Origin of the sequence: Brachybacterium sp. AOP24-D1-21, assembly GCF_052378665.1 — a bacterium.
Lineage (GTDB): Bacteria > Actinomycetota > Actinomycetes > Actinomycetales > Dermabacteraceae > Brachybacterium.
The window spans coordinates 3,035,279-3,057,464 of record NZ_JBQSXX010000001.1 but is presented as its reverse complement, the minus strand read 5'-3'; the positions used below and the strand labels follow the sequence as shown (position 1 = coordinate 3,057,464).

19 protein-coding genes are annotated in these 22,186 nt (G+C 70.4%); 1 reads left to right on the top strand and 18 read right to left on the bottom strand.

The window, feature by feature from the left end; genetic code table 11:
• Nucleotides 1-113: 113 nt before the first annotated feature.
• The 4 genes from ACT3UF_RS13745 to ACT3UF_RS13730 all read right to left on the bottom strand — a co-directional run bounded on the left by ACT3UF_RS13745 (nucleotide 114) and on the right by ACT3UF_RS13730 (nucleotide 6,590).
• Entirely contained in the window at nucleotides 114-992 is an 879-nt protein-coding gene (locus ACT3UF_RS13745) for an endonuclease/exonuclease/phosphatase family protein (protein WP_441443504.1), read from the bottom strand.
• 4 nt (nucleotides 993-996) lie between these two features.
• The gene (gene dnaE / locus ACT3UF_RS13740) at nucleotides 997-4,566 is read right to left on the bottom strand and encodes a DNA polymerase III subunit alpha (protein ID WP_441443505.1); all 3,570 of its coding nucleotides are present in this window, start codon (nucleotides 4,564-4,566) and stop codon (nucleotides 997-999) included.
• A 120-nt stretch (nucleotides 4,567-4,686) separates the two neighbouring features.
• Nucleotides 4,687-5,736, bottom strand: a complete 1,050-nt coding sequence (locus tag ACT3UF_RS13735) for a hypothetical protein (protein ID WP_441443506.1) — start codon at nucleotides 5,734-5,736, stop codon at nucleotides 4,687-4,689.
• Between the two features lie 116 nt (nucleotides 5,737-5,852).
• Entirely contained in the window at nucleotides 5,853-6,590 is a 738-nt protein-coding gene (locus ACT3UF_RS13730; protein ID WP_441443507.1) for a hypothetical protein, read from the bottom strand.
• Nucleotides 6,591-6,622: 32 nt separating this feature from the next.
• Here ACT3UF_RS13730 and ACT3UF_RS13725 point away from each other — a divergent pair, with 32 nt between their 5' ends.
• On the top strand, nucleotides 6,623-7,201 hold the full coding sequence (locus ACT3UF_RS13725) for a GNAT family N-acetyltransferase (protein ID WP_441443508.1): 579 nt from the start codon (nucleotides 6,623-6,625) through the stop codon (nucleotides 7,199-7,201).
• Here the strand turns inward: ACT3UF_RS13725 and ACT3UF_RS13720 are convergent.
• The 14 genes from ACT3UF_RS13720 to ACT3UF_RS13655 form a co-directional block, all read right to left on the bottom strand.
• Nucleotides 7,137-8,063 (bottom strand): RluA family pseudouridine synthase, encoded by a 927-nt coding sequence (locus tag ACT3UF_RS13720; protein ID WP_441443509.1) that lies wholly within the window; start codon nucleotides 8,061-8,063, stop codon nucleotides 7,137-7,139. The genes ACT3UF_RS13725 and ACT3UF_RS13720 overlap by 65 nt on opposite strands.
• Complete coding sequence (gene lspA / locus ACT3UF_RS13715; RefSeq protein WP_441443510.1) at nucleotides 8,060-8,752, bottom strand: signal peptidase II; 693 nt, start codon at nucleotides 8,750-8,752, stop codon at nucleotides 8,060-8,062. Before lspA ends, ACT3UF_RS13720 begins: the two co-directional genes overlap by 4 nt.
• Complete coding sequence (locus ACT3UF_RS13710; RefSeq protein ID WP_441443511.1) at nucleotides 8,749-9,447, bottom strand: DivIVA domain-containing protein; 699 nt, start codon at nucleotides 9,445-9,447, stop codon at nucleotides 8,749-8,751. The genes lspA and ACT3UF_RS13710 overlap by 4 nt, the downstream gene beginning before the upstream one ends.
• A 96-nt stretch (nucleotides 9,448-9,543) precedes the next feature.
• Nucleotides 9,544-9,834: a YggT family protein gene (locus ACT3UF_RS13705; protein WP_441443512.1), complete on the bottom strand. Its 291-nt coding sequence runs from the start codon at nucleotides 9,832-9,834 to the stop codon at nucleotides 9,544-9,546.
• Nucleotides 9,835-9,842: 8 nt separating this feature from the next.
• Nucleotides 9,843-10,331, bottom strand: a complete 489-nt coding sequence (locus ACT3UF_RS13700) for a cell division protein SepF (RefSeq protein WP_441443513.1) — start codon at nucleotides 10,329-10,331, stop codon at nucleotides 9,843-9,845.
• Between the two features lie 150 nt (nucleotides 10,332-10,481).
• Nucleotides 10,482-11,216, bottom strand: a complete 735-nt coding sequence (gene pgeF / locus ACT3UF_RS13695) for a peptidoglycan editing factor PgeF (RefSeq protein WP_444501733.1) — start codon at nucleotides 11,214-11,216, stop codon at nucleotides 10,482-10,484.
• The gene (gene ftsZ, locus ACT3UF_RS13690) at nucleotides 11,213-12,553 is read right to left on the bottom strand and encodes a cell division protein FtsZ (protein ID WP_441443617.1); all 1,341 of its coding nucleotides are present in this window, start codon (nucleotides 12,551-12,553) and stop codon (nucleotides 11,213-11,215) included. Before ftsZ ends, pgeF begins: the two co-directional genes overlap by 4 nt.
• 215 nt (nucleotides 12,554-12,768) lie before the next feature.
• Nucleotides 12,769-13,506, bottom strand: coding sequence for a cell division protein FtsQ/DivIB (locus ACT3UF_RS13685; protein WP_442331811.1), 738 nt, complete (start codon nucleotides 13,504-13,506; stop codon nucleotides 12,769-12,771).
• Between the two features lie 404 nt (nucleotides 13,507-13,910).
• Complete coding sequence (gene murC, locus ACT3UF_RS13680; RefSeq protein WP_442331810.1) at nucleotides 13,911-15,431, bottom strand: UDP-N-acetylmuramate--L-alanine ligase; 1,521 nt, start codon at nucleotides 15,429-15,431, stop codon at nucleotides 13,911-13,913.
• A gap of 35 nt (nucleotides 15,432-15,466) precedes the next feature.
• Entirely contained in the window at nucleotides 15,467-16,555 is a 1,089-nt protein-coding gene (gene murG, locus ACT3UF_RS13675) for an undecaprenyldiphospho-muramoylpentapeptide beta-N-acetylglucosaminyltransferase (RefSeq protein WP_444501732.1), read from the bottom strand.
• Complete coding sequence (gene ftsW, locus ACT3UF_RS13670; protein ID WP_441443517.1) at nucleotides 16,555-18,114, bottom strand: putative lipid II flippase FtsW; 1,560 nt, start codon at nucleotides 18,112-18,114, stop codon at nucleotides 16,555-16,557. Before ftsW ends, murG begins: the two co-directional genes overlap by 1 nt.
• On the bottom strand, nucleotides 18,111-19,619 hold the full coding sequence (gene murD / locus ACT3UF_RS13665) for a UDP-N-acetylmuramoyl-L-alanine--D-glutamate ligase (RefSeq protein WP_441443518.1): 1,509 nt from the start codon (nucleotides 19,617-19,619) through the stop codon (nucleotides 18,111-18,113). Before murD ends, ftsW begins: the two co-directional genes overlap by 4 nt.
• Nucleotides 19,616-20,716: a phospho-N-acetylmuramoyl-pentapeptide-transferase gene (gene mraY, locus ACT3UF_RS13660; protein WP_444608381.1), complete on the bottom strand. Its 1,101-nt coding sequence runs from the start codon at nucleotides 20,714-20,716 to the stop codon at nucleotides 19,616-19,618. Before mraY ends, murD begins: the two co-directional genes overlap by 4 nt.
• Nucleotides 20,713-22,185 (bottom strand): UDP-N-acetylmuramoyl-tripeptide--D-alanyl-D-alanine ligase, encoded by a 1,473-nt coding sequence (locus tag ACT3UF_RS13655; protein ID WP_444608380.1) that lies wholly within the window; start codon nucleotides 22,183-22,185, stop codon nucleotides 20,713-20,715. The genes mraY and ACT3UF_RS13655 overlap by 4 nt, the downstream gene beginning before the upstream one ends.
• Nucleotide 22,186 lies beyond the last annotated feature (1 nt).

Below are 22,186 nucleotides of genomic sequence, written 5' to 3'. Positions count from 1 at the left end.
GGGCGCCGCGGACAGCACCGCCCGCGATGTCTACCCCGGATCGCTCAGCAGCTCATCCCCCAGCAGCTTCAATCACCAGCAGTTCGCCCTTCAGCCCTTCACGCACCTGCACCTCAGCCGGTCATGCGCACCGTCGCGACCACGGGGCGATGGTCCGAGGAGCGTCGGGTTCCCACCTCGACGCTGCTGACCTCGATCTCGCCGCGCACCCAGAGCGAGTCAATGCGCCGCACGGGAAAGCGGGCCGGATGGGTCGCGAGCCTCAAGCTGCGCAGCGGCGTCATGACCACGTCGAGCTGAGCGTGAATCTGTGAACGCGGGCCTACCCTCCGAGCGGACTCCACGACTCGAGCCGTGGACGCGCCGTCTCCTGAAGCCGCCTCCTGGGCAGCATCTCGCCATAAGGTCTGGGCAGCATCTCGCCATCCGGTGGCGGCGAGAGCGGCCAGCTCCGGAGCGGAGGGATCGGCGTTCATGTCCCCCATCAGCAGCGCCGGACCCGTGAGGTCCGCAGCGAGGCGGATAATGCCCTGCACCTGGGCGGTGCGGTGCGCGCGGCCGGCATTGTCGAGGTGGGTCACCAGCACGTCGAGCTCCTGCTCCCCCGGCCCACGGATCCGCGCATGGAGCACGCCGCGGGGCTCCGTCGGCGGCGCGCAGCCAGGGTGGGCGGGCAGCAGGGCGAGGGAGTGCCTGAGGATCTCGTGGCGGGTCAGCAGGGCGAGCCCGTAGCGGCGGGGCGGCTCACTCTCACGGGCGGGCGGCAGCTCGAGAGCGGCACCGAAGCAGACCTGCATCCCCAGCAGCTCCCCGAGTCGTGCGGCCTGATCCTCGTGCCCGGAGCGGGGTCCGAAGCCCTGGTCCACCTCCTGCAGGCCGATCACCTCGGCATCGAGCGCCGCGATCTCGCGGGCCGTGCGCGCGAGATCCACCCGGCCGTCGTCGCCGAGCCCGTGGCGGATGTTGTAGGTCGCCACCCGCCACGTGCTCATCGCATCACTGCAGGCAGCTGGGGCCCAGCAGCGTCTTCAGCGAGGCGTACAGCGCGGCCGAGGGGTTCACCGAGAGCCGCTTGTCCAGCTGCATCAGGGTGGTGCGGCCCGGCTCCTGCAGGCGCAGCCGCACCTCGCTGGCGCCGGGATTGTCCTCCAGCACCCCGCGCAGCTCGCTGACCACACGCTCGGTCGCGCGGGTCGCCGGCAGGGCGATGACCACGGGCCCGTCGGCCCCTCCCCCGGTCTCGGGGACGGTCATCTCCATCACCCGCAGCTCCGGCATGCCCTTGGAGGTGTCCACCCGCCCCTTCATCGAGACGATGAGATCCTCAGCGAGCTCCCCGGCGACCGTCATATAGGTGGAGGGGAACAGCAGGCAGTCGATCGAGCCCTCGAGGTCCTCGACGGTGACGATCGCCCACATGTCACCCTTCTTGGTGGTCTTGCGCTGCAGGGTCGTGATCAGCCCGGCGATGGTCACCATGGCGCCGTCCTCGACGGCACCGTCATCGGCCAGGGCGCTGATCGTGGTCGAGGAGTTCTGGGCGACGACATGCTCGAGCCCGTACAGCGGATGGTCGGAGACGTACAGGCCCAGCATGTTCCGTTCGAACGCGAGCTTCTCCTTGCGGTCCCACTCGGGAAGATCCGGGATCGTGATGGTCGCTGCGGAGCCGGTGGTCATGTCTCCGTCGTCCGCGCCGCCGCCGAACACATCGGCGAACAGGTCGTACTGGCCCTGAGCCTCCTTGCGCTTCACATCGACCACGGAGTCCACGGCGTCCTCATGGATCAGCACCAGCGAGCGACGGTTCGCGCCGAGCTGGTCGAAGGCACCGCCCTTGATGAGGGACTCGATGGTGCGCTTGTTGCACACCGACAGCGGGACCTTGTCCAGGAAGTCGGTGAAGGAGGTGAAGGCGCCCTTCTCCTCGCGGGTGCGGATGATCTCCTCGACCACGTGGGCACCGACGTTGCGGATCGCCGAGAGCCCGAAGCGGATGTCCTCGCCGACGGCGGAGAAGTACAGATCGGACTCGTTCACATCCGGCGGCAGCACGGTGATGCCGCGGTGGCGGCAGTCGCCCAGGTACAGGCCCAGCCGGTCGCGGTTCTCCTGGGTGGAGGTCAGCAGCGCGGCCATGTACTCGGTGGGATGGTTCGCCTTGAGGTAGCCGGTCCAGTAGGACACCACCCCGTAGGCGGCGGAGTGCGACTTGTTGAAGGCGTAGTCGGCGAACGGCATGAGGGTCTCCCACAGCGCCGTCACGGCGGCCTTGGAGTACCCGTTGTCCTGCATACCGGCCTCGAAGGAGGCGAACTGCTTGTCCAGCTCCGACTTCTTCTTCTTGCCCATGGCGCGGCGGAGGATGTCGGCCTGACCGAGGCTGTAGCCGGCGACCTTCTGCGCCGTCTGCATGACCTGCTCCTGATAGACCAGCACGCCGTAGGTCTCGCCGAGGATCTCCGAGAGGGGCTCCTCGAGCTCCGGGTGGATCGGGGTGATCTCCTGCAGCCCGTTCTTGCGCAGCGCGTAGTTGGTGTGGGAGTTCATGCCCATCGGGCCCGGACGGTACAGCGCCGAGACCGCGGTGATGTCACCGAACTGGTCGGGCTTCATCTGCCGCAGCAGGGTGCGCATGCCGGAGCCGTCCAGCTGGAAGACGCCCAGGGTGTCGCCGCGCTGCAGCAGCTCGTAGGTCTTCTGGTCGTCGAACGGCAGGGTCTCCAGGTCCGGCGGGACCTTCCCGTTGCGCTCCATATTCGCGATCGCGTCGGAGAGCACGGTGAGGTTCCGCAGCCCCAGGAAGTCCATCTTCAGCAGGCCGAGGGTCTCGAGCGTGGGGTACTCGAACTGGGTGATGATCTGGCCGTCCGAGGGGCGGCGCATCATCGGGACGATGTCCTTCAGCGGGTGGCTGGACATGATCACGGCGCAGGCGTGCACGCCCCAGCCACGGGTCAGCCCCTCGACGCCCCGGGCGACCTCGACGACCTTCTGGACGTCGGGATCCTCGTCATGCAGCCGGCGGAACTCCCCCGCCTCGGCGTAGCGCTTGTCCTCGGGGTCGAAGATCCCGTTGACCGAGATGTCCTTGCCCATCACGGTGGGCGGGAGGGTCTTGGTGAGCTTGTCGCCCATCGCGAAGGGGTAGTCGAGCACGCGGGCGGCGTCCTTGAGCGAGTTCTTCGTCTTCATCACGCCGTAGGTGATGACCTGGGCGATGCGGTCATCGCCGTACTTGCGCTCGACGTACTCGATCACCTCGCCGCGGCGGCGATCATCGAAGTCGACATCGAAGTCGGGCATGGACACGCGGTCGGGGTTCAGGAACCGCTCGAACAGCAGGCCGTGCTCGAGCGGGTCGAGGTCGGTGATGCGCATCGCGTAGGCGACCATCGAGCCGGCGCCGGAGCCACGGCCCGGGCCCACCCGGATGTCCTGCTCCTTGGCCCACTTGATGTAGTCCGAGACCACCAGGAAGTAGCCCGGGAAGCCCATCTGCAGGATCACGGAGACCTCGTAGTCGGCGCGCTTCTGCACATCATCGGGGATGCCGGAGGGGTAGCGGTACTCCAGGCCCCGCTGGACCTCCTTGACGAACCAGGACTCCTCGTCCTCCCCGGGCGGGGTGGGGAAGTTCGGCATGTAGTTCGCGCCCTCGTCGGTGGTGCGGAACTCGACCTCGCACATCTCGGCGATGGTCAGGGTGTTGTCGCACGCCTCAGGGAACTCGCGGAACAGCTCGCGCATCTGCCGCGCCGACTTCAGGAAGTAGCCGGAGCCGCCGAATTTGAAGCGGTTGGGGTCGTTCAGGCGCGAACCGGAGTTGATGCACAGCAGCACGTCCTGGATCTGCGCATCGTCCTCGGTGACGTAGTGGAGGTCGTTCGTGGCCACGAGCGGGGCGCCGATCGCCTTGCTCACCTCCAGCAGGTCCTTGGTGACCCGCTTCTCGATGTCCAGGCCGTGGTCCATCAGCTCGATGAAGTAGCTGTCCTTGCCGAACATGTCCTGGAACTCGCCAGCGGCCTTGACCGCCTCGTCGAACTGCCCCAGGCGCAGGCGGGTCTGGACCTCGCCGGAGGGGCAGCCGGTGGTCGCGATCAGGCCCTCGGAGTACTTCGAGAGGATCTCGCGGTCCATGCGCGGCCACTTGCCCATCTGACCGTCGAGCGACGCCTCGGAGGCGAGCCGGAACAGGTTGTGCATGCCCGGGGTCGACTTCGACAGCAGGGTCATGTGGGTGTAGGCGCCGCGGGCCGAGACGTCATCGCCGGCGGCCTGCTGCTCCTTGGTGCCCCACTGCTGGCGGGTGCGGTCATGGCGGCTGGTCCCCGGGGTCACATACGCCTCGACCCCGATGATCGGCTTGACGCCGGCATCGGTCGCGGCCTTGTAGAACTCGTAGGCGCCGAAGAGGTAGCCGTGGTCGGTGATCGCCACCGCGCTCTGCCCCTGCCGCTTCGTCTCGGCGACGAGTTTGTCGATCTTCGCAGCACCGTCCAGCAGGGAGTAATCGGTGTGCACATGCAGATGCACGAAGTCATCAGAGTCCGCGGAAGCCATACCCACCAGAGTAGCCGTGGAGCCTCCGACCGAGGGATTCAGGGAGGGGTCGGAGAGGTCACCCAGCACCTCCGGCGTGTCGCCCGGCCCGCACCGGGCGCGCCGGGCGCGCACCGGGGCTCACCGCGGTGCGGAGACCTCCGCGTGGGTGCGCAGGATCCCCTCGGTGGTGCCCTGCGGAGCACGGCCGATCCCGCATTCGGTGGCCACCCCGAAGGGCTGGTTCAGCGCGGTGGACGCTGCGGCGATGCGCCGCCGCGCCCCCTCGGAGCCGTCCTCGCGGTGCACCAGCCCGAGGTACAGCTCGTCCAGCCGTGGCAGCTGCGCGAGCGGAGCGAAGTACGCCGCATCGTCCCGCTCGATGGGCACCGGCAGATGCAGCCAGGTCAGCTGCCGGGCGGCGCTGTCCACCAGGGCGTCGGCGAGCTGCACCAGCGTGGCGGCATCGCGCGGTTCGACGAAGTGCCGCTCCCCCGCATCGCCGTAGCAGAGGTGCACCCCGGCCTCGACATCCAGCGGCACCGCATCCACCAGCGCCGCGAGCCGGGTCACGATGCCCGCCAGCAGATCCCCACTCCACCAGCCCTCCATAGGGCTGCCGTAGCCGGAGGCACCCTCGAGGATCCCCAGCTCGCTGGCCACGTCCCACTGGATCGCGAGGTCCTCGTGCGGGATCGCCTCGAGGATCTCCTCGAGCTCGCGCAGCAGCGCTTCGGTGTAGATCGGCTCGATGGCGGCCCTGTCCGCACCGGTGAAGAAGGAGGAGATCACTGCGACCGGTGTCGGCAGGGAGACCTGGAAGCGGATCCCCTGCGCGATCACGCCCTGCTCGCGCAGCCGGGCGAAGATCGGATAGGAGTCCTTCGCCGCGGCGGCGTAGCCGAGCGGCGGCAGCGTGATCCCGGCGGGGTCGACGCCGTCGGCCAGCCGCAGCGGCCGCGCATCGATGCCGGCGCCGAAGGGGATCGGCTGCTCGCCGACGCGTTCGATGCCTGCGGCCTGGCCGAGGACGTCCGGCTGGAACATGATCCAGTGGAATCTCTTCCCTACCTCGCCGTCGGGGATGCGCCGGACATGGCGGCCGAGGATCTCCGCCACCGTGCGCATCGTCTTCTCGGCATCATCGAAGTTCACGCTGCCCGTGAGGAGGGCGCCCTGGGGTTCGGTCATGGGGACAGCCTACGGAGGTGGGAGCTCCGGTGCCGGATGCTCCAGCGTCTCGCACTCAGCTCTCGCGTCTCGAGTCTCGCGCTCGGCACGTGCGTCTCAGGAGCCGCTCATGCCGCTCAGCTCCTGGTGCCGTCTCCCTCGGCCTGCTGCTCCCGCCGGGTCTCCTGGAGCAGGGAGTCCAGGTAGTCGTGGACGTCCTCGAAGCTGAGCGAGCGTTCATCGCGGCGCGGCGGGATGCCGCCGACGAAGGCACCGCCGTGCCAGGCCATCGAATCATCCGGGAGCGTGGGATCGTCAACGCGCCACAGATCGATCGGGATCGCATGGGCGACGAGATCACGGGCGACCTCCTCGGCCTGGGCCGGGCTCCCTGAACGCTGCAGCACCGAGACCAACAGCGACTGCGCCGCCCAGGCCACGGCATCGTCCCGGGAGTCCTCCCCCGGGTCCACGGATTCCTGCACCAGGGCGGCATAGCTCGCGGCCAGCTCGTCGGCCCCATCCTCGAAGTGGTCCTTGGCGACCCGGAGCGCGACCCGCGGGACCAGATCCCTGGCTTCCCAGAGGACCGCCGCGCCGACCAGCGCCATGCCCACGCCGGTCGGGAAGTCCGGGTCCAGCGCCATCGGCGTGGATGGCGCCTTGCCGGCGCGACGGTCGTCATCAGCCGCGAGATAGGTGCGCACCGCCTCGGCGACTGCCTCACGGGCCCGCTCAGCATCGCGCAGCGTGACCTCGGCACCGGCCGGATCGATGCCCAGGCGGCGGGCGACCCGGAGGAACGGGAAGTCGGGACGGTCCAGCGCCGCCTCGTGGGAGGGCGTCAGCGCACGGGAGATCTGCTCATCGTTCATCCTTCGACGCTACCGCCTGCCAGACTGTGCGCGTGCCCGCCACCGCTGTGATCCGCCTGCGCCCGCTGCATGTGGCCGATGTCCCGGTCTTCTCTTCCTGGGGCCAAGACCCACGCTTCGTCGAGCACGCCGGGTGGAGCCCCGGCCTCCCCGATTCCGAGCTGCGCGCGTTCTGGACCGGTCTGGTGAACACCCCGCCACCTGAGCTGCTGCGCCTGGGCGCCGTACGGGATCAGGTGCTGATCGGCTATGTCGACCTGCACGGCGTCGGACCGTGGGAGCGCGAGCTCGGCTATGCGATCGGCCCCAGCACCTGCTGGGGGAAAGGGCTCGGCACCGCGGTCGCAGGGGCCGCTCTCCACTACGCCTTCGACGTGCTGGGCCTGGAGTCGGTGTGGGCGGAGGCACTGCCCGCGAATGCAGCATCGCTGCGGATCCTGCAGCGGATCGGGATGCGGAGCACCGGCAGCGGAGAGCAGGAGGAGTTCCTCGGGGGGACCGGGCGCTATGAGCAGTTCCGGATCACCCGCCGGGAGCATGCCCGGCTCAATGACCCCGCAAGGCCTCCAGCGCCGACTGCAGATCTGCCGGGTACTGCGAGACGAACCTGACCTCCTCGCCGGTGGCGGGGTGGATGAAGGTCAGCTCCATCGCGTGCAACCACTGGCGAATCAGGCCCACCCGCTCGGCGAGACGCGGGTCCGCGCCGTACAGCGGGTCGCCCACCAGCGGGTGATGCAGCGCGGCCATATGGACCCGGATCTGATGGGTGCGTCCCGTCTCGAGGCCTACCTTCAGCAGGGTCGCGCCCTGCAGGGCTTCGAGCGTCTCGTAGTGGGTCACCGAGTGCTTGCCGTCGCTGCGCACCGCGAACTTGTAGTCGTGCTGCGGGGAGCGCCCGATAGCGGCCTCGATGGTGCCCGCCGGCTGCTCCGGGGTGCCCTGGCAGACCGCGTGGTACACCTTGCCGACCTCGCGGGCACGGAAGGCATCCTTGAGGGTGGTGTAGGCGCGCTCGGTGCGTGCCACCACCATCAGCCCGCTGGTGCCCACGTCCAGGCGGCTCACGATGCCCTGCCGCTCCGCGTCGCCGGTGGTGCGGATGCTCACGCCCGCGGCGGCCAGATGGCCCAGCACGGTGGGGCCGGACCAGCCGGCGCTCGGGTGCGCCGCCACTCCCACGGGCTTGTCGATCACCACGATGTCGTCATCCTGGTGGATCAGGCTCATGCCGTCGGCGATCTGCGGCCGGACCTCGACCGCGGGCTTCTCGTCCGGCAGCTCGACGTACACCATCGCGCCGGGCTCGAGCCGGGTGGAGCGGGCCGGGACCTGGCCATCGACAAGGACGCCGCCGTTCGTCACGAGCTCTGCGGCGCGGGTGCGGGAGAGACCCAGCATCCGTGAGATGCCCACATCGATCCGCTCCCCGGCGAGCCCCTCGGGCACCATCAGCGTGCGGGAGGAACTCATTGCTTCTCCTGCACGGTGTCATCGTGAGTCGGCTCGGTGTCGTCATGAGCCGGCGCAGTGTCGTCGGCGGCGCCAGCGGCTGGCGCGGTGGCGTCGCCAGCTGGCGCGCCACCTGCAGCTGCGGTATCGGCAGCGGCGTCGCGACGTGCCGGATCCGCGTCGACCCCGAACAGGCCCAGGGCGACGATCAGGATCGCGCCGCCCACCACGGCCATGTCGGCGACGTTGAACACCGGCCAGTTGGGCAGTTCGAGGAAGTCGACGACGGCGCCGCGGAAGGGCCCCGGATCGCGCAGCAGGCGGTCGTGGATGTTGCCCAGCGCGCCACCCATGATCAGACCGAGGGCGACGGTGTACCAGGGCGAGCGGACCGCCTTGACGGCGAAGACGATCACGCCGATCACGATCGCGATCTGCAGGCAGGTGACCACCGGGGTGATCTCCGAGCCCATCCCCCAGGCCGCCCCGCTGTTGTACAGCAGGGTCAGCTGGAGGATCTCACCGATGAACGGCTGGGGATCCAGCAGGGGCAGCGACTCCACCGCCCAGTTCTTGGTGATCTGGTCGATCACGGCGAGGACCGCGCCGATCCCGGCGATGGTGCCGAGGACTGTTCCACGGCTCAGACGGCGACGAGCGCCGGACCCCTGGGGCCCGGCGCTCGTCGGCGTGGAAGCAGGGGTGTTCACAGACCGAAGTTCGCCTGCTTGTCCTGCGTCTCGCTGCTGTCGAGATCGCTGAGCTGGTTCTCGAGGTAGTTGCGCAGACGGTTGCGGTAGTCGCGCTCGAAGTTGCGCAGGCCTTCGATGGTCTTGTCGAGCTCTGCCTTCTTGGTCTCGAGGTCGGCGAGCGTGGTGCGGGACTTCTCCTCGGCCTCGCCGACGATGCGCATGTGCTCGCCGTTGGCCTCGCTGATCAGACGATCGCGCTCGTCCTCACCGTTCTTGACGTACTCGTCGTGCAGACGGTTCGCCAGGGCGATGATGCCGGCGGCGGACTGATCGGGGCTCTCCGGCGCCGGCGCGGCCACGGGGGCGGGCTGCTCGACGGCCTCGTCCTCGACCACGGCCTGCGGTGCGGTGGCATCGATCTCGACCTCATCGTCGGCGCCGATGGGCGTGGTATCGATGATCGCGTCCGTCTCACCGGTCGCGGAGACATCGCCGACGGGTGCCGCTGCACTGGTGCCGGTCTCGAGCTCGGCGATGCGGTTGTGCGCCTCCTCGAGCTCCTTCTTCAGGCGCTCGTTCTCAGCGAGGAGTTCCTTCAGGCGAGGTTCCACGTCGTTGTCGAGGAAGTTGTCGACCTCGTCCATGTCGTAGCCCTCGGAGAACCGGACCGGCGTGAACCGCTGATTCTGTAGGTCTTCGGGCATCAGAGCCATGGGTCACCTTTTCTTAGTGCGGGAGTTCAGATGCGCGGTGGGCGCGGCGCGTTCAAGCCTAGCGGATGCTGCAGAGGTTCCTGGACCGGAGCCTCCTCACATCGCCATTCCGCCGAGCACCCGCAGCAGGATCCATCCGAGGACCAGCAGGATCATCAGGCTGAGGTCGAGCGCCACCGCGCCGATCCGCAAGGGCGGGATCAGGCGGCGCAGCCCCAGCACAGGAGGGTCGGTCAGCGTGTAGACGACCTCGAACAGGACCAGCATCAGCCCCGAAGGCCGGTACTCCCTGGCATAGGACTGGATCCACTCGAGCACGAGGCGAGTGATGAGCAGGAGGAGATACACCAGCACTGCGAGGTACAGCACTCCTGCGACGATCTGCACGGGAACGCTCAGCTCTGGTTGTAGAAGCTGCCCTCGTCGGCCGAGGTATCCCCGTCGACCTGGACGAACTCCGGGGAGAGCAGGAACACCTTCGAGGTGACGCGCTCGATGGTGCCGCGCAGGCCGAAGACCAGCCCGGCCGAGAAGTCGACCATGCGCTTGGCGTCGCCGTCCTGCATGTCCGAGAGGTTCATGATGACGGGGACGCCGTCACGGAACGACTCGCCGATCGCCTTGGCGTCGTTGTAGGACCGCGGATGGATCGTGGTGATGCGGTGCATCGACTCCTCCACTGCCGGGGCCATGGCCACCACGTTCGAATGCTGACGGATCGGGGTCACCTGGGCCTCCCGTTCTGGTGCGGCCTCGGGGCCACGCTCGGTGCGGCGGGACGGTGCGGCAACCTCGTCATGGCGGAGCCGTTCGTCCTCGTAGTACTCGTCATCGACCTCGTTGGCGAGGCCGAGTGCGACCATGGCGTTGCGCCAGGTTCCCATCGCAGATCTCCCAGTCTGTTGTTCACGCTGACCAGGGCTCCAGGGAAGCACGGGGAGTGCGCGGGAGCCCTTACCCGTTGAAACTACCGCAGGGATTTCCTCGACCCCGGGAGGTGCCCGGCGTGTCGTGAGCGTGTCTGGGCGGGCGCGTCACTCGCGGCGCAGGATCCCGGCGAAGCGCCCGGTGGTTGCCTGGCGGCGGTAGGAGTAGAAGCGTTCGTCCTCCAGGGTGCACGGATGGTCCGCGTCGATGGCGGAGGGCGGGATACCCGCCGCGGAGAGCACCTCGATCGCGCCCGCGCGCAGTTCCACGGAGGGCGTGCCCCAGGAGGTGGTTGCCCAGGTGGCGGGCAGCAGCCGTGCCGACTCCTCCCGCATCGCCGCGGGCACCTCGTAGCAGGCACCGCAGATCGCGGGCCCGATGCTCGCCGTGAGATCCGCCGGGCGGGCCCCGAACTCTGCCATCGCCTCGATGGTCCGCTGCAGGACTCCGGCCAGCAGTCCCACGCGCCCGGCATGGGCTGCAGCGATCGTGCCGGAGACGGGATCGCTCAGCAGCACCGGCAGGCAGTCCGCGACCATGATCGCGAGCCCCACATCCCGGCGATCGGTGACCAGGGCGTCGGCGGTGACCACCGGCGCGGTTCCCGTCGGTGGAAGCACGTGGACGTCCGCGGAGTGGACCTGATCCACGAAGATCAGCGGCACTCCGAGCTCAGTCTCGAGCAGCTCCCGGTTGCGGGTGACGGATCGCTCCTCGTCCCCGACGTGGCGCGCGAGGTTCAACCCGGCGTGCTCACCCGTGCTGACCCCGCCCTCACGCCCCGTGAACAGGGCACGGGCCCCGCGAAGTCGCGAGGCCCGTGCAGGAAGTGCTGAGGTCACTTGAGGAAGGACGGCAGATCGAGGTCGTCATCGTCGGACGGCGGCTCCTCGATGTGCGGGGGGCGTGCCGGCTCGCGCTCGGGGGCTCGCGGTGCGGGCTGCGGCGCGACCCGCTCCTGCTGCGAGTACTGCCCGCCCTCGGTATCCGCCGCGTCGAGCACCTCGGTCTCGGGCTCGGTCGCGCTCGGTCGCGACGGGGAGAAGGCCTGCTGCGGCAGTCCCCAGGCCCCGGGCGCACCGGAACCGGCCGCTCCGGCGCTGGCCCCGTGGGCGGTGCGCTGCTCCTGGTGGGGAGCGCGCGGTGCCGCTGCGCGGGGCTGCTCGGCGCGCGGCTGCTCGGCACGGGGTGCCGGGCGATGCTGCGGGGTGACGTCCTGTCGCTGGGCCGGACCGCCGCCCTCGAAGCCGGCCGCGATGACCGTCACGCGCACCTCATCGCCCAGGGCGTCGTCGATGACGGAGCCGAAGATGATGTTGGCATCGGGGTGGGCGGCCTCCTGGACCAGGCGGGCCGCTTCCGAGACCTCGTACAGGCCGAGGTCGCTGCCGCCCTGGATGGAGAGCAGCACGCCATAGGCGCCGTCGATCGAGGCTTCGAGCAGGGGGCTGGACACCGCGAGCTCGGCGGCCTGCAGGGCGCGGTCCTCGCCGCGGGCCGAGCCGATGCCCATCAGGGCGCTGCCGGCGCCCTGCATGACGGACTTGACGTCGGCGAAGTCCAGGTTGATCAGACCCGGGGTGGTGATGAGGTCGGTGATGCCTTGGACACCGGAGAGGAGGACCTGGTCCGCGCTCTTGAAGGCGTCGAGCATGGAGACCTGCTTGTCCGCGATGGAGAGCAGGCGGTCATTCGGGATCACGATGAGGGTGTCGACCTCGGCCTGGAGTGCGGCGATGCCGGACTCCGCCTGAGTGGAGCGGCGACGGCCCTCGAAGGTGAAGGGGCGGGTGACCACACCGATGGTGAGGGCGCCGAGGCTGCGGGCGATCTTGGCCACGACGGGGGCGCCGCCGGTGCCGGTGCCGCCGCCCTCTCCGGCGGTCACGAAGACCATGTCCGCGCCGCGGATGACCTCTTCGATCTCCTCGGCGTGGTCCTCGGCGGCGCGCTTGCCGACCTCGGGATCGGCGCCGGCGCCGAGTCCGCGGGTGATCTCCTTGCCGACGTCGAGCTTGACGTCCGCGTCGGACATCAGGAGTGCCTGGGCGTCGGTGTTGATCGCGATGAATTCGACGCCCTTGAGGCCGGACTCGATCATGCGGTTGACGGCGTTGACACCTCCGCCGCCGACGCCGACGACCTTGATGACTGCGAGTGAGATCTGGGTTCCGGCCACGTGTTGGTCCTTGCTCTTGTCGTTCATCCGAGGAGGGGGCCTGCGTCGCACCTGGTCGTGGACTTCCGAAACCCTATACCTCGAGTTGAGGTTCGGACTTCGGGGCGCTTCTCCTTTCCCTTGACGCTATGGACGCAATCACCTGCACGCAAACACCACGTGCGCGTGTCGGCGTCCGAGGGCGGGCGAGATCATCGCCACGACCCCAAATTACGTCAGAGGGTGACCGGAGCCACCGGGGAAGAGACATCGATGATGGTGCCGGGCTGTCCGAGCAGCGCCTGGACCACCTCGGCCTTGAGCTCCGCGTCGCGGGCATCTCCCCAGACGACCGTCTTGGTGCCGCCGTCCTCGAGGGCGAGCAGCACCGTCACGTCGCTCAGGCTGGAGGCGGTGACCTCCTGGACCGCTCCGCGCAGCGGTTCGGGCATCCCTGCCATGACATCGGTCATCGCTGCGGCCGCACCCTCGGGATCCGCGGACCCTCCGGAGACGACGAGTGGAACCAGCGCGGTCCCCTCGCCCGCGGCGGGCGGCAGCTCCTGCCCTCCGGCGTCGACCACGGCGGTGGTGCCGTCGGCCTTCGTGAGCAGTCCGATCGGGACGGCTTCGGTGATGCTGACCCGCACGCCGTCCGGCCAGACCCGTTCGACCTCGACCGAGTCGACACCGGGGATCTCGGAGACGTCCTCGGCGATCGCTCCGGTGGCCAGCAGCAGCATGCTGCCGTCGGCGCGCGCGGAGGCCGCGGCCTGGACATCCTGCTCCTGTACGTAGCCGGTCCCCTCGACCGCGATCTTCTGCACCTGCAGCGCGGGCAGGAAGATCGCGGTGACGCCCGCGGCGACCAGCACCAGCACCGTGATCAGGACGCCGGCGATGATCGCGCGGCGGCGACGCCTCCAGGGCCTTCCCGCCACCAGCTCGCGGAATCGTTCGGAGGCCTGCACCACCCGGCCGCCGCCCTCTGCCCCCGCAGCCGGCGACCCCGCGGCGGGCGCGGAGTGCTCCGGAGGGCGGACCTCCGAGGTCTGGGGGCGGCCGACGGTGCGCCCGCGAGGAGCCGGAGCTGATGCCGGTGACTGTGCCGGCGAGGGGGCAGAGAGAGCAGACCGCGCCGAGGGCGCCGAGGGCGACGGACGCCCCGAGCGTGCCGAGGACGACTGGCGAGCAGCGGACGCGGGGCGTGCAGAGCGGACAGACGGCGCAGACGGGGCCGACGGGGCAGAAGGGCCCGTCGGAGCGGACGACGCTGGGGTCGCGGGCGGCGGGGTGGGCTTCTTCGGTCTCGGGGTCGGCGCGGGGGCGGCGCGCCGGGCGCCCTGCCGTGGCTTCGGGGCGGTGGGGCGGCGCGCCATCAGCTGCCGTCCTCGAGCTTGCGCAGAGCGGCCATCAGCGGGGGCGTCATCTCCACGATGTCGCCGGCACCGAGCATCAGGAGCAGGTCCCCCGGCTGGGCCTCGGCGACCGCCTGTTCGATGAGCTCCGTCCCCGCGGCGACCGGCGTCACGGACGCGGCGGCGAGGTCGGTGAGGGTCCGTGCGTCGACCGTGGGGTCCGGGTCCTCGCGGGCCGCGTAGACGGGCAGCACCCAGGCGTGATCGGCGGCAGACAGTGCGGCGGCGAAGTCGATCGCGAAGTCGCGGGTGCGGGAGAACAAGTGGGGCTGGAACACGACGAGCACGCGGCCCGGGGCCGTCTGCGAGGCGACGATGCCGCGGGCGGCGGCGATGGTCGCGGCGACCTCCCGGGGATGGTGGGCGTAGTCGTCCACCACGGTCACTCCCCCGACGGTCCCGGCCACGTCGAAGCGGCGTGAGGCGCCGGTGAAGGTCGCGAGGCCTGCGGCGAGGGCGGCCGCGGAGGAGTCCGGGGCGGCCGCTGCGGTGGCGGCGAGGGCGCCCAGAGCATTGAGCACGTTGTGGTGGCCGGTCACCGACAGCTGGATGGTCAGCGGGCCATGGGGGGTGTCGATCTCGACCTCGGCACCGAGGGGGCCGCTGCGCTCCTCCCTCAGCGACCACTGGGCGTCCGTCTCCGTGCCGTAGTGCACCACGGTGATGCCGCGGGCCCGGGCACGCGCGCCGAGCGCTCGGGCGCCCGGGTCGTCGGCGCACACCACGAGCGTGCCGCCAGGGGCGAGCTGCGCGGTGAGGGCGTCGAAGGCCGCGGTCAGAGTGGCGGCGTCGCCGTGGAAGTCGAGATGGTCGGGCTCGAGGTTCGTGACCACCAGGGAACGCGGGGTGAAGGCGAGGAAGGAGCCGTCGGACTCATCTGCCTCGACGACGGCGAGGCCGGTGCGCGGGGACGACGTGGTCGGGGACGCGCCGAGTCCTGCGTTGCGTCCCAGATCGGGGACCGCGGCTCCGAGCGCCCAGGCCGGGTCGATTCCCGCACCGCGCAGGGCGGACACGGCCATCCCGGTGGTGGTCGTCTTGCCGTGGGTGCCGGCGACGGCGACCAGGTCATGCCCGCGGAGCAGTCCGGCCAGTGCGGCGGCGCGGTGGATGACGGGGATCCCGCGATCGCGGGCGGCCAGCACCTCGGGGTTGTCGGCTCGCACGGCGGTGGAGACGATCACCAGGTCGAGGTCCGCAGCGAGCAGGGAGGCGTCGAAGCCGATGCCGATGCGGGCCCCGGCCTCCCGCAGCGGAGCGATGAACTGGCCGTCCTGGGAGTCGGAGCCGCTGACCTCGAGCCCGGACTCGAGGGCAAGACGGGCGACGGCGCTCATGCCTGCCCCGCCGATGCGCACCACATGCACCGAGCGCACCTCGAGATCGGTGGGCCAGTCCGGCCGGGTGATGACGTCCCCGGCACGCAGGATCGTGCGGGGCGTCGCCTGCGGGGAGGAAGCGTTCTCGAGGCCAGAAGTCATGAGGTCACCGTAATCCGCTCGCCGGGTGTCCCGGGTCAGGCTCGGCGTGCGACCCCGGTCACCACGTCGGCCATCACCTCGGCGGCATCGGTGATGCCGAAGGCGCGGGAGGCCGCCGCCATCGCGGACAGCCGGTCGCGGTCGCGCAGCAGCGGCAGCACCTGGTGGCGGAGGTGGGCCGCATCGAGCTCCCCATCGGCGACCATCAGGGCGCCGCCTGCGGCGACCACCTGCTCGCCGTTCAGCGCCTGCTCACCGTTGCCGATGGGCAGCGGCACCAGCACTGCGGGCAGGCCGACGGCGGTGAGCTCGCAGACCGTCCCGGCACCGGAGCGGGTCAGTGCGAGATCCGCGGCGGCGTAGGCATCCTCCATCGCGCTGACGTACTCGACCACCTCGTAGCCCTCGAGCTCGGGCAGCCCTTCGGCCTTGCCGCGACCGGTGACGTGCAGGATCTGCGCGCCGTCCTCGATGAAAGCGGCAGCAGCGTCGGCCACCGCCGTGTTCAGACGCTGGGCCCCGAGGGAGCCACCGGTGGCCAGCAGCACCGGGCGGGCGGGGTCCAGCCCGAATCCGCGCACGGCCTGTTCGCGGCGAGCTGCGCGGTCTAGGTGGGCGATCCCCTCTCGCATCGGCATCCCGATGCGGCGCGCACCTGGCAGGCTCGAGCCCTCGAAGGCGGTGAGCACGGCGGCGGCGCGGCGGGCACCGAGCCGGTTGGCCAGGCCCGGCCGACGGTTCGCCTCGTGGACCACCAGGGGGCGTCGCAGCGAGGCCGCGGCGAGGTAGGCGGGCGGGCAGACGTAGCCGCCGAACCCAGCCACCACGTCGATCTCCCGCTCCCGCAGCAGGGTGCGGACGCGGCCCAGGGTCGCGCCGAAGCGGCCAGGGAATCGCAGCGCGTCCCCGTTCGGACGGCGCGGGAAGGGCACCTTGTCGATCGTGACCAGCTCGTAGCCGGCTGCGGGCACCAGATCGGCCTCGAGCCCCTCCCGGGTGCCGAGCACGATCACCTCCGCCTCGGGGCAGCGACGGGTGATCTGAGCGGCGGTGGCCAGCAGCGGGGAGACATGCCCGGCGCTGCCGCCCCCGGCCAGCAGAATGCGGGGCGTGGTGGTGGACATCATGACTTCCGGGAAGAGGGAGCGGAGCCGCGGCCCGAGCGCCGCGAGCGGGAGGAGGATCGCTTGACGGGCTTCGCCGCCGGCGCGCCCTTGGTCGTGGTCGCGCCCTTCGCTGTGGTCGCGCCCTTCGTCGCATTCGAGCTCTTCGTGGCCGACGTCGCGCGCTTCGTCGTCGCTGCGCTCTTCGCCTGCGCGGCGCGCTTCGTCGCCTTCTTCGCGCCCCGGGGGGTGCGGCGGGTCGCGGCGGGTGCACCGGATGCAGCGCGCTCACGCGGCGCCGGCAGCACGCTGATCGAACGGCGCACCGAGCTGAGTCGGGCTCCGATCGCCTCTGCGGCGCCGGGCTCTCGCCGGGCGAAGGAGAGCAGCACGCCCAGTGCGGTCATCGAAGCGAGCAGAGCGGAGCCACCGGCGGAGATGAATGGCAGCGGCACGCCGATCACGGGCAGCAACCCGGTGACCACCATCATGTTCACGAAGGCCTGACCGAGCAGCCAGGCGCTGATGCCGGCCACGGTGATCTGCATGAAGTGGTCATCCAGGCGGGTGATCATGCGGAACATCAGCAGGGCGAGGACCGTGAACAGCAGCAGCACGCCGAGGGTGCCGATCAGCCCGAGCTCCTCGCCGATGATCGCGAAGATGTAGTCGTCCTCGGCGGCGGGCAGGCGTCCCCACTTCTGGCGGGACTGCCCGAGGCCCACGCCCCACCATCCGCCCTCGGCGAGCCCCATCAGGCCCTGTTCCGACTGCAGGCAGGAGTCGCCCGGGCAGGTGCCGTGGAGCCAGTTGTTGATGCGCGCCATGCGGTTCCCGCTGGTGACGGTGAGCGTGATGACTCCGACCAGTCCCGCCGCTCCGGCGGCCATGAACCAGCGGCGCGGTACTCCTGCGACCCAGACGGCGCCGGCGACCAGCATGCACATCACCAGCGTGGTGCCGAGGTCATGGCCGAGCACGACGAGCCCGAGAGCGGCTGCGACGCCCGGGGCCAGCGGGACGATGAGGTGGAAGGGTCGATGCAGGAGCGGGCGCTTCATCGCCAGCAGCGCACCGATCCAGACGGCGAGGGCGAGCTTGAGGAACTCCGAGGGCTGGAGGCGCTGGGAGCCGATCTGGATCCAGTTGCGGTTGCCGTACGCCTCGACGCCGAGGCCCGGGACGTGCACCAGGCACTGCAGCAGGAGGCCGACACCGAACAGGATCCAGGCCGCCTTGCGGTAGAACCCGGGCGGCATCAGAGCCGCGGTGACCAGCGCTACCAGGCCCATCCCGGCGAAGGTGCCCTGGCGCAGCAGGCCGGCGAAGCCGGAGTCGCCGCGGGAGATGTTCCCGACCGAGCTGGAGGACAGCACCATCACCAGGCCCACGCTGATCAGCAGCGCTCCGACCACGATGAGTCCGTAGAAGTCCAGTGCCGGGGACTTCAGCCAACTGCCGATGCCGTCTCGGACGCGGCCACTGATGTTCCCCAGCGGGTGCTCCTCATCAGGGCGCACCACGCCGGCGGAGCGGCGGGCGTCCCCGCGGGGTTCCCGTCGGGTCTCCTCCATCGTCATGCGCGCTCTCCTGGCAGTCGGGCGACGGCCGCCGCGAACAGATCCCCCCGCTCCGCGTAGTCACGGAACTGGTCGATGGAGGCGGCGGCGGGAGCCAGCAGCACCACGTCCCCCGCGGAGGCGAGGGCGCGGGCGGCCTGCACCGCGTCGTCCATCATCCGGGTGCGCCCGGCGACATCGTCAGTGTCGCCCGGATCGATGCGCCGGACGGGGACCTCGGGTGCGTGTCGTGTCAGGGCGGCGGTGAACGGAGCGTCGTCGGCGCCCAGGAGCACCACGCCGACCAGGCGGTCGTGCGCTCCCGCGATCAGCGCGTCGAGATCGGCGCCCTTGGTGTCGCCGCCGGCGAGCCAGACCACCCGCTCGGCGGAGCGCAGTGACGCGGCGGCCGCGGCGGGGTTGGTCGCCTTGGTGTCGTCGACGAAGCTGATGCCGTCGATGGTGGTGAGGTGCTGGGCGCGGTGGCTGCCCATCCGATAGGCGCGCAGACCGTCCCGCACCGCGCGGGGGTCGACGCCGTGCGCGCGGGCGAGAGCCGCGGCGGCGAGGGCGTCGAGCACGAGATGGGGCCCGGCGCCCTGCGGGCCCAGGTGAGCGAGATCGGCCAGGGTGGCGAGCTCCGCGGCGGCGTGGCGTCGTTCGGCGAGGAAGGCCCGGTCCACCAGCACGCCGTCGATCACGCCCAGCTCGGAGACCCCGGGCGGCCCGAGTGTGAGGCCCACGGCGCGTGCCCCGTCGACCACGTCCGCCTCCTCGACCAGGTAGAGGGTGGTCGGATCTGCGGCGTTGTACACGCACGCGGTGCGCACGCCCTCGAAGATCCGTCCCTTGGCCGCGGCGTAGGAGTCCGCGCCGCCGTGCCAGTCGAGGTGATCGGCGCTGACGTTCAGCACCACTGCGGCCTCGCAGTCCAGGTGCTCGGTCCAGTGCAGCTGGAAGCTGGAGAGCTCGAGGGCGAGCACGTCATATCCCTCGGGGTCCAGAGCGGCCTCGATCACCGGCAGTCCTACGTTGCCGCAGGCGACGGCGCGCAGCCCGGCATGCTGCAGGATCGATTCGAGCATGGTGACGGTGGTGGTCTTGCCGTTGGTGCCGGTGATGCCGAGCCAGGCGGGGCCGTCGGCCGTCTGCATGCGACGAGCCAGCTCGATCTCGCTCCACACCGGAATCCCGGCGGCCTGCGCCGCGGCCAGCAGGGGCTGATCAGGGCGCCACCCCGGGGAGGTGACCACCAGGTCGATCTCGGTGTCCTGGGGCAGCTCGAGCGTGTGCTCCCGGCCCAGGCGGAACTTCACCCCGAGCACCTCGAGGATCTGAGCACGCTCGCGCAGCTCGGGGGTGTCGGTGCCGTCGACCACGAGCACGTGGGCGCCGCGCTGCATGGTCTGGTCCGCGATCGCGTATCCGGAGACCCCGAAGCCGGTCACCAGGATCCGCAGTCCGCTGACGTCCAGTCCCGGCCAGGACCGCTCGAGCACGGGGATGCCGGGGGCGCCGGTGGTCATGACGTGAGCCTGGGCAGGGCATCCAGGTAGAAGATGCCCAGACCGATGCCGGCGAGGATCCCGGCCACGATCCAGAAGCGCACCACGATGGTGACCTCGTTCCAGCCCTTGAGCTCGAAGTGGTGCTGCAGAGGTGCCATCCGGAACACCCGCTTCCCGGTGAGCTTGAAGCTGGTGACCTGGATGATGACCGAGAGCGAGATGATCACGAACAGCCCGCCGATGATCGCGCCGAGGACCTCGGTGCGGGAGACGATCGTCAGGCCGGCGATCGCGCCGCCGAGGGCGAGCGAGCCGGTGTCGCCCATGAAGATCTTGGCGGGCGAGGTGTTCCACCACAGGAAGCCGACGCAGGCGCCGATGATCGCCGCGCACAGCACCGCGGTGTCCAGCGGGTCCCGGGCCTCGTAGCAGTGCACCACTCCCCCGGCGTCGAGGTCGATGTTGCAGACCTGACGCCACTGCCAGAAGCTGATGATCAGGTAGGCACCGGTGAAGATGATCGTGGCGCCGCTGGCCAGACCGTCGAGCCCGTCGGTGAGGTTCACGCCGTTGGACCAGGCGGCGACCAGGAAGTTCGCCCAGATCGCGGAGAGCAGGAAGCCGACCACGCTGCCCAGGAAGGCCAGGTCCAGCCAGGGGATGTCGCGCACGAAGGAGATGTGGGATGAGGCCGGGGTGGCGCCGTTCTCGTCCGGGAACAGCAGTGCCAGCACGGCGAAGGCGGTCGCGACCACGAACTGCCCGAGGAGCTTGTAACGCGGCCGCAGCCCGGTGCTGTCCTGCTGGGAGATCTTCAGGTAGTCGTCGAGGAAGCCGACCACCCCCAGGCCCACGGCGAGGAAGAGCACCAGCAGCACCGAGACGCTGGGTGGGGTCCAGAGCACCAGGTGGGTGAGGAAGTAGGCCACGAGAACCGCGAGGATGATCGCGACGCCGCCCATGGTCGGCGTCCCGCGCTTGGTGGCATGCGAGGTGGGGCCGTCGTCGCGGATGAACTGGCCATAGCCGCGCCGCTCGAGCACCTTGATGAACAGCGGGGTCCCCAGGATCGAGAGGGTTCCGGCAATAGCGCCGGAGATGATGATCGCGATCACTGGTCGTCTCCGTTCTGCGTCTGGCCACCGAGGTCGCCGCGCCGGGAGAGGCGTTCGACGAGGGGGGCGGCGATATGCCGCAGTCCTGCATCACGCGAGGACTTCAGCAGCACGGCATCGCCCGGCTGCACCGTACGTTCTAGCACAGCGATCGCCTCGTCGACGGTGTCGAGGTACTCGGACTCCCCGCCGAAGCTGCCTTCGAGGCTCGCCCCGTGGTGGATCGGGGCCGCGCCGTCGCCGATCGAGTACAGCTGCCCGATGTTCAGGCGCACGGCGAGCCGGCCGATCTCGTCGTGCAGCCGCACGGTGTCAGCGCCCAGCTCGAGCATCTCGCCGAGCACGGCGATGGTGCGGTGGCTGCGGCCGAGGTGGGCGAGGGTCTTCAGCGCCTGCCGCATGGAGTCGGGATTGGCGTTGTAGGCGTCGTCGATGATCAGGACGCCGGCCGCTTCGAGCACCTGCATCCGCTGACCGGAGGCGAGGGTGGCACCCTCGAGCGCCTCGGCGGCCGTGGCGGGGGCGACCCCGGCGGACAGTGCGGCGGTGAGCGCTGCGAGGACGTTCGCGCCCTGGTGCTCGCCGAGCAGATCCGGGTGCACCGCGTACCGGCCGGCGGCGATGGGCTCGCCGCGCAGCGTCGTGAGTCCCTCGGGGACCACCAGGTCGAAGCGCACGCGGGCGCGCTGGTCCAGGGAGAGGTCCGCACCGCGGACGTCGCCGGTGGTGAATCCCCAGCTGACGACGGGGGCGGCGGAGCGCTGGGCCATGGCGGCGACCAGTCGGTCCTCGGCGTTGAGGATCACGCGGCCACTCGGGACGAGCGCCTCGATCAGCTCGCCCTTGGCCTGGGCGATCGCGTCGATGCTGCCGAACTCGCCGATGTGGGCGGAGCCGACGTTGAGGACCAGCGCGATGTCGGGCCGGGCTATCGCGGTGAGCTCGGCGATGTGGCCGATCCCGCGGGCACCCATCTCGAGCACCAGGTAGCGGGTCTCGGATGTCACGCGGAGCACGGTCAGGGGCAGCCCGAGCTCGTTGTTGAAGCTGCCGGCGGGTGCCACGGTGGGCCCGTGCGCGGAGAGGATCGTGCCCAGCAGGTCCTTGGTCCCGGTCTTGCCGGCGCTGCCCGTGACGGCGAGGACCACCAGCTCCGGGTTCTCCTCGCGGGCTCGTTCGAGCTGGACGCGGGCGAGTGCGGTGAGTGCGGACCGCACGTCCTGGACCTGCACCGCGGGCAGGCCGCGGTCCTCGGTGACGAGCGCGAGCGCAGCACCGGCACGCTGGGCGGCGTCGAGATAGTCGTGGCCGTCGACGTGCTCACCGTGGAAGGCGGCGAAGAGGTCACCGGGCGTCACATCCCGGGAGTCGATCTGCGCGGTGCCGGTGACCAGCTCATCACCCGTGGCGCCTCCCACGAGGGTGCCGTCTGTCAATGCGGCGAGGTCCCGTGCCGTGATCTGGAGCATG